At 68.2% G+C, this 13,925-nt stretch carries 16 protein-coding genes; 4 read left to right on the top strand and 12 right to left on the bottom strand.

All coding sequences use genetic code 11. From position 1 onward, the window contains the following. Positions 1-8: 8 nt before the first annotated feature. The 3 genes from Ate02nite_RS27385 to Ate02nite_RS27375 are packed head-to-tail and all read right to left on the bottom strand — an operon-like array spanning position 9 to position 2,954. Positions 9-818 (bottom strand): carbohydrate ABC transporter permease, encoded by an 810-nt coding sequence (locus tag Ate02nite_RS27385; protein ID WP_203810570.1) that lies wholly within the window; start codon positions 816-818, stop codon positions 9-11. Beyond that, positions 808-1,707 carry a carbohydrate ABC transporter permease gene (locus tag Ate02nite_RS27380; RefSeq protein WP_203810568.1) on the bottom strand — a complete coding sequence of 300 codons (900 nt, stop codon included), beginning with the start codon at positions 1,705-1,707 and terminating at the stop codon, positions 808-810. The genes Ate02nite_RS27385 and Ate02nite_RS27380 overlap by 11 nt, the downstream gene beginning before the upstream one ends. Then, entirely contained in the window at positions 1,704-2,954 is a 1,251-nt protein-coding gene (locus Ate02nite_RS27375; RefSeq protein ID WP_203810566.1) for a sugar ABC transporter substrate-binding protein, read from the bottom strand. The genes Ate02nite_RS27380 and Ate02nite_RS27375 overlap by 4 nt, the downstream gene beginning before the upstream one ends. Before the next feature lie 221 nt (positions 2,955-3,175). Between Ate02nite_RS27375 and Ate02nite_RS27370 the strand changes: the two genes are divergently transcribed. Beyond that, complete coding sequence (locus Ate02nite_RS27370) at positions 3,176-3,922, top strand: MBL fold metallo-hydrolase (RefSeq protein ID WP_203810564.1); 747 nt, start codon at positions 3,176-3,178, stop codon at positions 3,920-3,922. Between the two features lie 49 nt (positions 3,923-3,971). Here the strand turns inward: Ate02nite_RS27370 and Ate02nite_RS27365 are convergent, their stop codons facing one another. After that, complete coding sequence (locus Ate02nite_RS27365; RefSeq protein WP_203810562.1) at positions 3,972-4,559, bottom strand: TetR/AcrR family transcriptional regulator; 588 nt, start codon at positions 4,557-4,559, stop codon at positions 3,972-3,974. Between the two features lie 56 nt (positions 4,560-4,615). On the opposite strand from Ate02nite_RS27365, the gene Ate02nite_RS27360 reads away from it, so the two are divergent. Beyond that, positions 4,616-5,515, top strand: a complete 900-nt coding sequence (locus Ate02nite_RS27360; RefSeq protein ID WP_239147725.1) for an alpha/beta fold hydrolase — start codon at positions 4,616-4,618, stop codon at positions 5,513-5,515. Positions 5,516-5,726: 211 nt separating this feature from the next. On the opposite strand, the gene Ate02nite_RS27355 is transcribed toward Ate02nite_RS27360, so the two are convergent. The 3 genes from Ate02nite_RS27355 to Ate02nite_RS27345 are packed head-to-tail and all read right to left on the bottom strand — an operon-like array spanning position 5,727 to position 9,087. Then, the gene (locus Ate02nite_RS27355) at positions 5,727-6,281 is read right to left on the bottom strand and encodes a PadR family transcriptional regulator (RefSeq protein WP_203810560.1); all 555 of its coding nucleotides are present in this window, start codon (positions 6,279-6,281) and stop codon (positions 5,727-5,729) included. Further along, positions 6,272-7,087: a crotonase/enoyl-CoA hydratase family protein gene (locus Ate02nite_RS27350; RefSeq protein WP_203810558.1), complete on the bottom strand. Its 816-nt coding sequence runs from the start codon at positions 7,085-7,087 to the stop codon at positions 6,272-6,274. Before Ate02nite_RS27350 ends, Ate02nite_RS27355 begins: the two co-directional genes overlap by 10 nt. Before the next feature lie 8 nt (positions 7,088-7,095). Beyond that, a complete protein-coding gene (locus Ate02nite_RS27345; RefSeq protein WP_203810556.1) occupies positions 7,096-9,087 on the bottom strand; it encodes an NADPH-dependent 2,4-dienoyl-CoA reductase in 1,992 nt (663 codons plus the stop codon). 85 nt (positions 9,088-9,172) lie between these two features. On the opposite strand from Ate02nite_RS27345, the gene Ate02nite_RS27340 reads away from it, so the two are divergent. Beyond that, positions 9,173-9,850, top strand: a complete 678-nt coding sequence (locus Ate02nite_RS27340) for a hypothetical protein (RefSeq protein WP_203810554.1) — start codon at positions 9,173-9,175, stop codon at positions 9,848-9,850. 4 nt (positions 9,851-9,854) lie between these two features. Here Ate02nite_RS27340 and Ate02nite_RS27335 read toward each other — a convergent pair whose 3' ends face one another. Next, on the bottom strand, positions 9,855-10,448 hold the full coding sequence (locus Ate02nite_RS27335) for an HAD family acid phosphatase (protein ID WP_203810552.1): 594 nt from the start codon (positions 10,446-10,448) through the stop codon (positions 9,855-9,857). 135 nt (positions 10,449-10,583) lie between these two features. On the opposite strand from Ate02nite_RS27335, the gene Ate02nite_RS27330 reads away from it, so the two are divergent. Further along, a complete protein-coding gene (locus Ate02nite_RS27330; RefSeq protein ID WP_203810550.1) occupies positions 10,584-11,345 on the top strand; it encodes an NPP1 family protein in 762 nt (253 codons plus the stop codon). Positions 11,346-11,353: 8 nt separating this feature from the next. On the opposite strand, the gene Ate02nite_RS27325 is transcribed toward Ate02nite_RS27330, so the two are convergent. The 4 genes from Ate02nite_RS27325 to Ate02nite_RS27315 all read right to left on the bottom strand — a co-directional run bounded on the left by Ate02nite_RS27325 (position 11,354) and on the right by Ate02nite_RS27315 (position 13,910). Beyond that, positions 11,354-11,815: a peptidoglycan-binding domain-containing protein gene (locus Ate02nite_RS27325; protein ID WP_203810548.1), complete on the bottom strand. Its 462-nt coding sequence runs from the start codon at positions 11,813-11,815 to the stop codon at positions 11,354-11,356. Between the two features lie 78 nt (positions 11,816-11,893). Then, the gene (locus Ate02nite_RS27320) at positions 11,894-12,280 is read right to left on the bottom strand and encodes a VOC family protein (protein ID WP_203810546.1); all 387 of its coding nucleotides are present in this window, start codon (positions 12,278-12,280) and stop codon (positions 11,894-11,896) included. A 663-nt stretch (positions 12,281-12,943) separates the two neighbouring features. Then, complete coding sequence (locus Ate02nite_RS49520; protein WP_275422964.1) at positions 12,944-13,072, bottom strand: hypothetical protein; 129 nt, start codon at positions 13,070-13,072, stop codon at positions 12,944-12,946. Between the two features lie 310 nt (positions 13,073-13,382). Further along, positions 13,383-13,910, bottom strand: coding sequence for a hypothetical protein (locus Ate02nite_RS27315; protein ID WP_203810544.1), 528 nt, complete (start codon positions 13,908-13,910; stop codon positions 13,383-13,385). Positions 13,911-13,925: the final 15 nt, after the last annotated feature.

The following is a 13,925-nucleotide window of genomic DNA, read 5'->3' as shown; positions in this document are numbered from 1 at the left end:
CGCTGAGCTCATTTCAGGCCGCTTGTCGAGATTCCGGCGACGAAGTAACGCTGCGCCAGGAAGAACACGACCGCGATCGGTAGCAGGGAGATGACAGCGCCCGCGAACAGCACCGCGTGATCGGTGACGTGCTGTCCGGCGAAGAGCGCGAGACCGGCCGGCAGGGTCTGCATGGTGTTGTCGGTGCTCACCACGAGCGGCCAGATCAGGTCGTTCCAAAGATTGGTGAAGTTGAGCAGGGCGACCGTCGCGATGGCCGGCTTGGCCAGCGGCAGGATCACCCGCCAGTAGATGCGGAAGTGCCCGGCGCCGTCGATGCGGGCGGCCTCGTCCAGTTCCTTCGGGATGCTCATGAAGAACTGGCGGAACAGGAAGATGCCGAACGCGCTTGTCGCGCGGGGGATGATCAGGCCCTGGTAGGTGTTGAGCCAGCCGAAGTGGAACAGCTCCATGAAGACCGGGATCAGGGTCACCTGGAACGGCACCATCAGGGTGACAAGCACCAGCCAGAAGGCCACGGTGCGGCCGCGAAATTCAAGACGGGCCAGGGCGTACGCGCACATCGAGTCGAACAGCACGGTCAGGGCGGTGGTGACCCCGGCGAACAGCACGCTGTTGAACAGCAGGCGCAGGAACGGCAGCTGCTGCCACACGCCCTTGTACCCGTGCAGGGTCCACTCGTGCGGGAACAGGCTCGCGGTGTGCCCGTAGAGGTCGGCCTCGGTGCGGAACGAGCCGGCCACCATCCAGATCAGCGGCACGATCGCCAGCACCAGCCCGATGCCGACGTAGACCCACTTGAGCGATTTAGTCAGCATCGTTGTACCTGAAGATCCGTAGTTGCAGGGCCGAGACCAGCACCACCACGATGAACAGCACCCAGGAGGTGGCCGCCGCGTAACCGGTCTCGTAGTTGACGAACCCGTCCCGGTAGAGCTTGGTGACCAGCGTTTCGGTGTGATCCAGCGGTCCGCCGCTGGTCATCACGTAGACGAGGTCGAACAGTTGCAGCGACTGGACGGTGACCATGAAGGTCACGAACAGCATGGTCGGGCGCAGCGCCGGCAGCGTGATCGACCGCAGCGTCTGCAGCCGCCCGGCGCCGTCCAGCGACGCGGCCTCGTAGTGCTCGCCCGGGATCGCCTTGAGCCCGGCCACCAGCACGATCATCACGAAGCCGGCGTTCTTCCAGACGTTCACGAAGATCACCGTGGGCAGCGCCAGCGCGGTCGACTGCAGCCAATTGACCGGGTCCAGCCCGAGTGCCCTGGTCACGCCGCCGACCAGCCCGATGTCCGGGTCGAGCAGGAAGCGCCAGACCATGCCGACGGTGGTCAGCGAGATGACCGTCGGGAAGAAGAACACCGACCGGACGACCCGGCTCACCACGTTTTCCGATTGAAGAGCCAGGGCCAGACCAAGACCCACCACGACGAGTACGGCGGTGGAGGCGACCGTGATGATCAGGGTGTTGGCCAGCGCCCGCTGGAACTGCGCGTCGCCGAACAGCCTGGTGTAGTTGTCCAGGCCGGCCCACGGTTGCTCGGCCGCGCCGACCGTCCAGTTGTGCAGGCTGTACCAGAGCGACCGGCCGATCGGGAACAGCACGAAGGTGCCGAGGATCAGCAGGCTCGGGGCCATGAAGAGCCAGCCCGCCGGGCCCCGGCCGCCCAGGGCGGCCGGGACCTTTCGCGCGAGGGATGTCATTGCGTGCAGCCGGTCAACTCGTTGATCTTCTTGGCGGCGGTGGCGGCGGCGCCCGCGACATCTCCGTTCCGCGTCGCCGTCTGGATCAGCGGCACGTACGCGTCGGTGTCCACCTTGGTGGCGTTGGGCACCTGCGGCAGGTAGAGCTTGGCGTTCGGCACCTGGTTCGCGAAGATCGACACGGTCGGATCGGCCTTCAGGGTGGCGTCGTCGGCGAGGTCGGTGCGCAGCGGCGGGAAGCCGGTGGACTTGGAGAACTTCAGCTGCGCGGTCTTGCTGGTCCAGTAGGCGAGGAACTCCTGCGCCTGCTGCGGGTGCTTGGTCTTGGCCGAGATCGCCAGGGGAGCGGTCGAGCCGAGGGTCACCGACTTGCCGTCGGCGCCGGTCGGCACGGCGGCCAGGCCGAAGTCGACGCCGGCCGTCTTGTAGCTGGCCGCGGCCCACGGACCGTTGATCTCCATGGCCGCCTTGCCGGCCGAGAAGAGCGAGTCGGCCTCGGCCCCGCTGAGCCCGACCGGAGAGATCTTCTTGTTCTTCACCAGGTCGACCCACGGCTGGAGGCTCGCGATACTGGCCGGGGTGCCGACCACGCTGCAGTTGCTGGTGTCGACGATGTCGCCGCCGCTGAGCCACTGCAGGATCGGCCACATCTGGATGGTGTTGTTGTCGGCCAGCACCAGGCCGTAGTTGCCGCCGGTGGTCAGCTTGGCGGCCTGGTCCTGGAGCTCGGCGACCGTGGTCGGCGGCGTGCTGACCAGCTTCTTGTTGTAGTAGAGGCTCAGCGTCGCGTAGTTGGCCGGCACCGCGTACAGCTTGCCGTTGTAGGTGAATTCCTTGACCAGCGCGGGCGCGAGCTGGTCGGTGTTGACCTTGTCGTCGCCGGTGCCGGTGTTGGTGATCTCAAGGACCGAGTTGGTCTTCACGTACTGCGCGATCGCGTTCGGGTCGGACGAGGGGGCGGCGATGTCCGGTCCCTGCCCGGTCACCCAGGCCGAGGGCAGCTTCTGCCCGATCGTGTCCCAGGACATCTTGGTCATCGTCACCTTGATGTCCGGGTGGGCCGCGTTGAAGTCGCTGACGATCTGGTCGTAGCCCGGGGCGTCACCGCCGGTGAAGCCGGTCCACACGGTCAGGCTCACCGGTCCCGATCCGGACCCCGAGCTGTCGTCGCTGTTGCCGCAGCCGCTCACCAGCAGCCCGGTCAGGGCAACGCTTGCCAGAGCGGCGAGGGCTCGCTTGTTTCTCATGGCTCTCCTTCGACTCCAAGCCGACCGGCTGGTGCCAGCCCAGCACGTCGGTGATCTTTCATGTCGGCGAACATCTGCAGGTGGCGCCTGCTTCATCGATTAAGCAAAAACATACGCGCCGGTTCCGCGCTGATCAAGGGGTTGTTACGGCCATGTGACGGGCCCTCGAAATGGATCAGGTCGCCACCATCGGCTGACGCCCGAGGCCTAGCCTGGCGGGTATGGCCGACTGGTTCACCCGGGCCGAGGTGGGCGACGACGTCACCCGGATTTCGGAACGGCACGTCAACGAACTGCTGTCGGCGAACTTCTGGTGGCTGCGCGGCACCGACCGGGACGTCGTGATCGACGCCGGGCTCGGGGTCGTCTCGCTGCGCGCGGCGATCCCGGCCATGTTCGATCGCGATCCGATGGTCCTGCTGACCCACGCGCATCTCGACCACGCCGGCGGGGCACCCGAGTTCGGCGAGCGGGCCGCCCATCCGGCCGAGGCGGGGGTCCTGGCGGCCGGCATCCCGGCGAGCCTGTTCGGCCCGGAGCTCTACGACCGGCTGGGCCTCGACCCGGCGGGCGAACCTGTCCCGGAGCTCATGCTCGACGTCCTGCCCGATCCCGGCTACGACCCGGCCAGCTACCGCGTCGAACCGATGACCCTGCACCGCACGCTCGACGACGGCGACCGCATCGACCTGGGCGGCCGAGCGCTGACCGTGCTGCACCTGCCCGGCCACACCCCGGGCAGCATCGCCCTGCTGGAGGAGCGCACCGGCGCCCTGTACTCCGGCGACATCGTCTACGACGACACCCTGATCGACGACCTGCCGAACTCCGACGTGGCCGCCTACCGCCGGAGCATGGAGTTCCTCGCCGGTCTCGACGTCGCCGTCGTCCACCCCGGACACGGCCGCAGCTTCGGCCGGGCCCGGCTGCGCGAACTGGCCGAGGCCTACCTGCGTACGGCCGGGTGATGCCTGAGCCCGCTATCGCTGCATCTCCTCCAGCGGCTGGCCCGCACGGCTACCCGGGTGTTGGCACGGTTCGGGCTCCGGACGCTGCGTTGGTGGCGACGGTGGCCAGTTCCTCGGCCGAGAAGCCGGCGCGGCTCAGCACCGCCAGGGACTTGTTGGTTGCCACCGTGCACAACGCCAGCCTGGCCGCCTCCGGCCCGTCGGCTCCCGCCGCCCGCATCGCCCGCTCCAGCATCGCCCGCAGACCGTCGATCATGGCGCGGACCGCCGCCTGGCTCTCCGGGTCGAGGGCCGGGAACTGCGCTGCCGACATCGTGAGCAGGCAGCCGTCCGGGACCGCCGGGTCGGCGATGCGGTTCAGGGTGACCCGCAGGTAGGCGGCCACCACGGCGCTCGGGTTCGGGTGCGGGCCGGACAGTGCCTTGTCGTACTGCGGGTGGTAGGTCTGCGCGTACCGCTCGAGGCTTTTCCGGAAGAGCGTGCTCTTGTCGCCGAAGGTGCCGTAGAGCGAGCTCCGCCCCAGGCCGGTGCCTTCGGTGAGGCGGTCGATCGAGGCTTCCGCATAGCCCCAGCGCCAGAAGACGAGCATCGCGCGTCGTAACGCCTCGTCCACGTCGAATTGCTTGCGTCCCGCCATGCTCCTCAGCCTACGCATCTTGCACCGATCGGTCCAACATGCGTATGGTGACCGGCATGACAAGTTGGAACGATCAGTCCAAGATGCCGCTTCCCGAGGGATTCACCGACGTTTTCACCAGCCGGTTCGTCGAACTGGACGGGCTGCGGCTGCACGCGGTCACCGGCGGCGACGGCCCGCCGCTGCTGCTGGTCGGCGGGTGGCCGCAGACCTGGTATGCCTGGCGGGAAGTGATGCCCGCCCTCGCCCGCGAGCACACCGTCGTCGCCGTCGACTCGCGCGGGTCCGGGCTGTCCGACCGGCCGGACGACGGTTACGACGCCGGCTCGCTGGCCGCCGACATGGTCGCGCTGATGGCCGCGCTCGGGCACGACCGTTTCGACGTGGTCGGCCACGACATCGGCATGTGGACCGGTTACGCCCTCGCGGCCGATCACCCCGAGCGGGTGGGCCGGCTCACCGTCGTCGACGCCATCATCCCCGGTCTCACGCCGACCCCGTCGGTCTTCAGCTCGGCCGCGGTCAACAAGCGGCTCTGGCACTTCGGCTTCAACCGGCTCGACGACCTCAACGAGGAGCTGGTCCGGGGACGGGAGCGGCTGTTCTTCGGCCACCAGTTCGCCACCAAGGGCGCCACCCCGGACGCGATTCCCGAGTACGCCGTCGATGTCTACGTCGACGCGATCGTCGCGGACCCGCGCGGGCTGCGGTCGAGCTTCGCGTACTACCGGGCCCTGGACGACACGATCGCGCAGAACGAGCAGCGCCGGAAGACCCGGCTGACGCTGCCGGTCCTCGCCGTCGGTGGCGCGCGGTACAGCGGCGCGCTGGTCGCCGAGACGATGCGGCTGGCAGCCGACGATGTCACCGAGGTGATCATCGACGATTGCGGCCATTACGTGGCCGAGGAGCAGCCGGCGCGGTTCACCGAGGTCCTGTCGGGATTCCTTCGCTGACCTGCGCCACGAGGAGGCCGTCGGCTCAGGTACCTCGCCCTCAACGCCTAGGTCGTGTTTCAAAAAGGATGCCGTGCTGCGGCGTGGCCCAGCCGCCGCCTGGCCGCACGCCGGAATCACCCACATACAACACCGGTATGCGGGCAATTCCGGCGCACACCCAGACGACACCTGGACCTCACCGCAGCTCGACCCCTTTTTGAAACACGACCTAGGGGTAGCGGCGGGCCAGGACGCTGAGGGCCAGTTCGCCCCAGGTGATGTTCTCGCGCTCGAAGCTGATGCCTCGGCTCAGCGTCAGATATGGGCCGATGCGGTTGCCGGTGGCCAGGAACTCTTCGTGGCTGCGGGGGCCGAGGATCTCGGCCAGGAGCTTTTCGTAGGCGTCGAGGCGCTGGCGGCTCTGCTCGATGCGGGCGCGGATCGACTCGCGCACGCTCGGCACGTCGGCGTGGGCCAGCGCTTCGACCTGAACGAGCAGCTCATCGCGTACGGTCGTCGGCTTTGGATCCTGTTGGGTGAACGCCCGAAGGGCGTCGCGACCGCTCAGCGTGACCGAGAAGATGCGCTTGTCCGGCCGTTTCTCCTGTTTGACGACGCGGGCCGTGAGCAGGCCCTCAGCCTCCATTTTCTCCAGCTCGCGGTAGAGCTGCTGGGGGGTGGAGGTCCAGAAGTTGGCGACCGACACCCGGAACCGTTTGGCGAGGTCGTAGCCCGAGGACTCCCGGTCGATCAGCGCCGCCAGCACGGCGTTCCTCAGTGCCACGGACGAATCCTATTGGCCCGGGGCCGGAACTCCGGGTCTTCCTTCTTGACCACGGCGCGCCGCAGGATGCCGGTGTTGGGCAGGCGCAGCAGGCGGATCTGCTCCCAGCGCTCGCGGGCGAAGGTGCGCCGGGCGCTGCCGGTCAGCGCGTCGTCGATCAGCCGCTTGGCCGCCGCGATCGCGTCGGGGGACCGGGTCAGCAGGCTCTCGGCGAACGCGGTGGCCGCCTTGACCGGCTCGTCGTCCAGCTCGGTGACCAGGCCGTAGCGCTGGGCGTCGGCGCCGCTGAAGCGTTCGGCGGTCATCGTCAGCCGTTTCGCGACGTCGGCGCCGACCACCTCGGTGAGGCTGCGGATACCGGTCATGTCGGGGATGATGCCCCACTTGCCCTCGAGCACCGACCACTTCGAATCGGGGGTGGCGAAGCGCAGGTCGGCGGCCAGCGCGATCTGCACCCCGCCGCCGTAGCAGTGGCCGTGCACGGCCGCGATGACCGGGACCGGGACGCGCCGCCAGGCCCAGCAGGCCTCCTGGAAGAGGTTGGTGCCGCGGCCCGGCACCGGCAGGAACGCCCGCACCACCCGGCCGGGCGTCTTGAGCGTGCCGGCGATGTCCAGGCCGGAGCTGAACGAGTCGCCGTCGCCGGAGATCACCACGGCCCGCACGGTGCGGTCGCGGCGCAGCTGCTTGGCCGCGGCGACCAGCTGCTGCAGGGTGTCCAGGGTGAGGGCGTTGAGCTTGTCGGGGCGGCTGAGCCGGACCTGGGCGATCCCGTTGCTGCCTAGCTCGACGGTCACGTTCTTCATGGTGGCTCCTAGAGGCGTGCGGCGAGTTCGGTGGCTTGCTTGATGGCCCGTTTGGCGTCGAGCTCGGTGGCTACGTCGGCGCCGCCGATCACGTGCACGTTGACGCCGCGTTCGCGCAGCGGGTCGACCAGGTCGCGGACCGAGGCCTGGCCGGCGCACAGCACCACGGTGTCCACCGCCAGCAGGCCGTCGGCGGTGTGCAGGCCTTGGTCGTCGATGCGCAGGTATTCCACGCCGCGCCGCATGGTGACCCCGGAGTCCTGCAGCGCCGCGCGATGCACCCAGCCGGTCGTTTTGCCCAGGTCTTTGCCGGGCGTGGTGGTCTTGCGTTGCAGCAGGTGGACCTCGCGACGCGGCGGGGTCTTCACCTTCACCGCCAGGCCGCCCGGCGCGGTCTGCGGGTCGGTGACGCCCCAGCGCCGCATCCAGTCGTCGAGCGGTTCGTCCGGTTCGTGCAGGAGGAATTCACCGACGTCGAAGCCGATGCCGCCGGCGCCGATGATCGCGATTTTTTTGGCGGCGGTCCCTCGCTCTATCAGCTCCTGATAGGTGATCACCATCGGATGGTCGATGCCCGGAATGTCGGGTATCCGGGGCCGGACGCCAGTCGCCACCACTACCTCGTCGTACCCGGCGAGATCTTCGGCTTTTGCCTTTGTCCTTGTTTGTAGCCGGACATCTCGGACGTCGATCATGTGCCGGTAGTAGTCGAGGGTGCGCGCGAACTCCTCCTTGCCGGGGATCCGCGCGGCCAGCCGGAACTGCCCGCCGATCTCGGCGGCCGCCTCGAAAAGCTCAACCCGATGACCCCGGCCGGCCAATTCGATGGCCGCGCTCAGACCCGCCGGTCCGGCTCCGACCACCGCAATCCTTTTGGCCGTACGGGTGGGAAGTAGCAAAAGCTCGGTCTCGTGCCCGGCCCGCGGGTTGAGCAGGCACGAGGCCCGCTGGTTGCGGAACGTGTGGTCGAGGCAGGCCTGATTGCAGGCGATGCAGGTGATGATCTCGCGTTCCCGGTTCTGCGAAGCCTTCGCCACCCACTCCGCGTCGGCCAGCAGCGGCCGCGCCATCGACACCAGGTCGGCGTCGCCGGCGGCCAGGATCTGCTCGGCCGCCTCCGGCCGGTTGATCCGGTTGGAGGCGATGACCGGCACCGACACCTCCTGCCGCAGCTTGCGGGTGACCCAGGTGAAGGCGCCCGGCGGCACCGAGGTGACGATGGTCGGCACCCGGGCCTCGTGCCAGCCGATCCCGGTGTTGAACAGCGTCACGCCCGCGGCTTCCAGCTGCTGGGCGAGCTCGACCGTCTCCTCCCAGGACTGGGCGTTGTCGACCAGGTCGAGCAGGCTGATCCGGTACTGCACGATGAAGTCGTCGCCGGCCAGCTCCCGGGTGCGCCGGACGATCTCGATCGGGAACCGCATCCGGTTGGCCGCCGAGCCACCCCACGCGTCGGTGCGGTCGTTGGTGCGCGCCGCCAGGAACTGGTTGATCAGATAACCCTCGGAGCCCATGATCTCGACGCCGTCGTAACCGGCCCGCTTCGCCAGCCGGGCGGCCCGCGCGAAGCTGGTCGCGGTGCGGTCGACCTGCCGGGTCGACATGGCCCGCGGCCGGAACGGCGTGATCGGCGACTTCCGCGCCGACGCACCCAGGCTGAACGGGTGGTACGAGTATCGGCCGGCGTGCAGCACCTGCAGCAGGATCTTGCCGTCGTGCTCGTGCACCGCGTCGGTGACCAGCCGGTGCGCGTCGGCGTGCCGCCCGCTGGTCATCATGCTGCCGAACGGCGCCAGCCACCCCCGCCAGGTGGGCGCGTAGCCGCCGGTCACCATCAGCCCGACGCCGCCCTTGGCTCGCTCGGCGAAGTAGGCCGCGAGTTTCGGCAGGTCGCGGGCCCGATCTTCGAGCTTCGTGTGCATCGAGCCCATGACCACCCGGTTGCGCAGCACCGTGTGGCCGAGGTCCAGCGGACTGAGCAGCGTCGGGTACGGGTTCACCCCGCCACCATACAAAGAGTTGCATAGTAAAAAAAGTGACTAGGCGCCGGATTGGCTAAAGTCCGGCCGTGCCGTGCCGAGTCAGATGGCCATGATCGCGCCGTCCCGCCCCGCCCTTCGCAGTGCCGCGCGCTGGGCGACGGTGGTCGCTGTTGCCGCGGTGGCCGGCGCCAGCGCGGGGTTCGCCGTGCTGGTCGGCCGACCGGACGCCGGCCGCGGCCAGGTAACCGCGGCCGTGACGACCACGACCACGGCCGCGGAGTTCACTGCGGCGCCGAGCCAGATGCCGACGGCCCAGCCGACGCTGGCTGCCACGCACTCCAGCTATGACCTGGCCAAACCGGGAGCGGCCGCGGTGGCCGTCCCGCTGGGGAGTGCGGTCACCCTGCACGACGGGGAGACCGGCGAGCCTATCGAGATCTCGGTCGTCAAGGTGACGGACCCGTTCGACTACCCGAAGTGGCCGGCCTTGACCGGCTACAAGTGGGTGGTGGTAAAGGTGCACATTCACAACATCGGGACCGGCCAGTTCATCGCCGAGCCGCAGAAGGACGCTCTCGCGATCGACACGCAGGGCCGCTGGTTCGAGGCCAGCGGGCCACTGACCGCGGGCCTCGGTTCCCTCCGCTTCCAGATCGCGCCGAACTTCGACGCCGACAGCGTCGTCGCCTTCCATGTCCGGGAGACGGCCGAGATCGACCGCATCCGCCTCACCCTGAATGCCGGCACGCCGACCGAGACCGCCGACTGGACCGTGACCTGAAGCGTCAGTCGAGCTGGCCGTCGTAGTCCGGGAGCTTGAAGGTGCGCTCGGCGTGGCCGCCCGCGAGGTCGCTGTCGTTGTTGCCGACGTTCGCGACGATCGTGTAACCGGCTGACTCGATCTTGATGCGGAAGTTGGTCTTGACCGTCTGGGCCGAGTCGAGGCTGAAGGTGGGTCGCTGGTAGAGCTTGACCCAGGTGTAGCCGGCCGCCGACAGGTTGCTCGCGGTCCACGGCGCCAGGATGTCGGGGCGGTTGGTCACGAAGAACACCGCGGCGCCAAGCGTCTGCGCCTGCTGGGCCAGCGCCAGCACCGACGGGGTGGCCGGCGGCCAGACCTCGCCCTCGTAGGCGCTCTCCAGCGCGGTGTTGTCGATGTCCAGCACGATGGCGGCCTTGACCCGGCTGTCCGGCAAGCGGCCGTCCAGATAGGCGTCGGCCTGGTCGGTCACGGCGGTGACGTCGGCCAGCCAGGTCTCGATCGGAGGCAGGGCGGCGGCGGCCGCACTGGCCGGAGCCGCCATCGCGGCGGGGGCCGGCAGCACGCTGCCGGTGACGATGGCGACCACGACGGCGCCGCGGCGCAGGGCATCTCGCATGCCGGTGACGGTAGTTATCGCGGCGAATGGCTGGAGATCACGAACGGGTCATACCGTCATTGATAGGCATTGATATTTACGTCCGGAGGCGGGAACATCCTCGATGTTGTTACCCACGGGTATGGAGCGTGCCGCATGAGGAACCGAACCCGCACGGCCATCGTCGCCGGTGGCGCCCTGGCCCTGGTGATCGCCGCGGCCACACCCGCGCTCGCCGCGCCGCCGACCAAGCTGCCGGGCAAGGCCGAGGCGGTCGAGACCAAGTGGCAGCCGGCCTACGACTACGACACCGACGGCTGCTACCCGACGCCGGCGATCGGCCCGACCGGCACGGTGAACGGCGGGCTCAAGCCGGCCGGTTCGCTGAGCGGCGACTGCCACGACACGTCAGATCTGGACAACACCAACGGGTACGCGCGGTACAAGTGCAACAACGGCTGGTGCGCCGTGGCGTACGGGCTGTATTTCGAGAAGGACCAGGCGCTCGCGAACAGCTCGATCGGCGGGCATCGGCACGACTGGGAGCACGTCGTGGTGTGGGTGCAGAACGACGTGGCCAAGTACGTCTCCACCTCGGCGCACGGCGACTTCAACATCTACCCGTCGACCAGCGTGATCTGGACCGGCAACCACCCGAAGGTCGTCTACCACAAGGACGGCGTCGGCACCCACGACTTCCGGCTGGCCAACAGCGGGGACGAGCCGCCGGAGAACGCGTACGCCGCCTGGCAGTACCCCACCCTGGTCGGCTGGACCGGGTTCCCGTCCACCAGCATCCGCGACACCCTGAGCAACTACGACTTCGGCAGCGCCAACTTCGGCCTCAAGGACGCCAACTTCGTCAGCTTGATCACCGAGGCGATGCCGGCCGGAATCACCTTCAACCCGGCCGGCTGACCCGGTTTTCAGAAAGACAGCATCCCGCTGACGAGCGCTTGCCACGTCATCGGGCCGACGATGCCATCCACTGCCATGGACGGGACGTCGGCGTGAATCGCGGACTGGAAGCCGCGTACGGCTGCATCGGTCTTCGGTCCGAAGATGCCGTCGACGGCGAGCCCTTTCGACGGGTCGTCCGAGAGGTTGCGGAACTGGAACTCTTCCTGCACGCCGCGCACGGCGTCGCCCTGCGCACCCTGCTTGACCTCGACGACCAGCGCACCCCAGGTGTTCGGTCCGAAGATGCCGTCGACGGCGAGGCCTTTGTCCTGCTGAAAGGCGCGTACCGCGGCGTCGGTCTTCGGCCCGAACTCGCCGTCGACCGTCACCGTCTTGCCGCGCGCCCGCAGCAGGTATTGCAGAGTCGGTACCGGATGTTCCTTGGCGCCCTGGCGGATCTGAGGCCACGGGCTGAGCGTCCCTGCCATGCGAATCGCCTCCTTCCACCCCGTCTTACCGCCCGCCCCGGCACACGTCGCCGCTACTGTCCTTGATCTGGTACCCGATCACCGATGACGTTGCAGCGGTGAGCGGTCGCCGACAAGCCAGAGATGACCGTACGGGTCGAAGAAGCCGCCCTGCCGGTGCGGGCCCCACGGCATCTCGTGGTTGCGCACCGGATCGTGGTAGTTGGCTCCGGCCGCGGCGGCGCTCTCGGCGACAGCGTCCGGGTCGTCGGTGAACACTTCGATCCGGGCGGTGGTGCTGCCGAGCACGGCCGGGCTCTCCCAGCCGTTGTTGGCCGGCTCGGCGAGGAAGAACGGCGCCCCGTCCAGTTCCAGCCCGATGACCGACCCGAGGTTCCACAGCTCGGTGGCGCCGAGCGCCCGCTGATACCAGTCGGATGCCGCCGCCGCGTCCGGCACGGCCAACATGACGGAAATAGTGGTCATGAGCCGGAGGCTAGTCCACACGGCCGCCCTCCCTCCCGCGCCCGACAGCTACTTCTGGGAGTTCGATCAGGTGATCGTGCCGGAGCCGGGCGTCAAGGCGATGACGGCGACATCGCTCACGTCGGCAGCCCGTCCGGTGGCGTCCGAGCTAATCCACCTCGCAGTATTTGATTGTTTATTTGATTGGTCACGCAACTGATTCTTTGGCTCCCGCTGGCTTCCGGAAACTGGCATGATCGACTCTTAGCGGGTGCGATTTGGGCGCGCGAGAATATAGGCATGCGGTACCAGCAGCTTCAGCTATTCGATCGGTCCACAATTACTGGGCTGCGGGATCGCACAAAAGCACGTAACTATTCGCCGGTCGGCGATGAATTTCGTCGTGATCGGCTGCCGCAGCGGCGGTGGGGGCTCGTTCGCCGTTACGCGTTGAAGCGTTGCCGTTCGGATGGTTGCTCCCGTGAGTGTGGCGAGTTGGGTCTGCATGATGATGTCGAGGCTGTCCCGCCGCTGATCTGGCCGGAGGAGGCGACCTGCCTTCAGCGGCCGTCACCCGCGGCGCCCTGCGGCGGTGTTGCGGCCGACGGTGACGCGCCGGCGAGGGAGGACACTGCTGCTCGGAGTCAGCCTGAGGAACCGGAAGATGTTGCTGCTCAGGGTGGGTCAGCTGACCGGGTGAGCGATGTAGGTCGGGTGGGTGACGCGGAGCAGGCGGGCGACGCGGGCGAAGCGGGACGTGTCGGCGGTGGGGACCGGGTCGAACCGGTCAGCCGTGGTGGAGCGGCGAGGCAAAGCGGACAACCTCGGCCGTTCGACATCGTGGCACCGCCCAGCTCTGGTTGCCGATCGGCCCGCGAGCGCGGTCGGCCGCAACGCTCCCGATGGCAACAGCGGGTCACCGGTCGCGGTCGACCTGCCCTCAGAGGACCGCCGCAGCCGATGTCGGGAAGCACTTTCAGAGCATTTCGGCAGCGTCTGAATGGGCGTAGTGGAACATGCTCTTTCGAATAAGCCGGTGCCAATATCGTAAGATGGAGGAATCTACCCGATTGCACAAGAAAGGGCATAGCGGCATGCAGAATGTATGGATGCCGTGGGTGGGCTAGTGGCCGGTCAGGCCGATTTTTTTGGCGTGGCTGGGGGAGAGGACTACTGGGCCGGGCCAGCCTCTGACTATTGCGGCTATCTGGGCTCGCAGGGGCTGGGCGGGATGCAGGTCGTGGCCGGTTGACCAGCTCTCCAGTAGTCCTCGGGTGGTGTCCAGGGCGGTGGTGACCATGGTGTGGGGGCGGGCCTTCTCGTCCCAGGTGTACCAGAGGGCCCAGCCCTCGGGGCGGGCTTCTACGCCCAGTCGGGCGCAGCCGGACAGGTAGTCGTCGGTGCTCGGGGTGATCAGGGCGGCGCCGCCCAGATGCTGCAGGGGGCGGTCCTCCACGCAGCCGTCGCCCTCGAAGTGCTGGCGTCTTATGTGGCGGGCCAGTTCGTTTACCGCTCGCTGCAACGGGGTCGCGTCGGCGGGATCGGGGGCGTAGGACAGCCAGCCCTCGTCGTGGGCCGCGTGCACCACGTCGCGGGCCACCAGCTCCAACTGGCGTAGGTAGTCCGCTTCGGTTGGCTCTGGTTCGGTCACCGGGACAGTGTGATC

Origin of the sequence: Paractinoplanes tereljensis, assembly GCF_016862435.1 — a bacterium.
Classification (GTDB): Bacteria; Actinomycetota; Actinomycetes; order Mycobacteriales; family Micromonosporaceae; genus Actinoplanes; species Actinoplanes tereljensis.
Note: the sequence above shows the minus strand (reverse complement) of the source record. Positions and strands in the feature narration are given on the sequence as shown.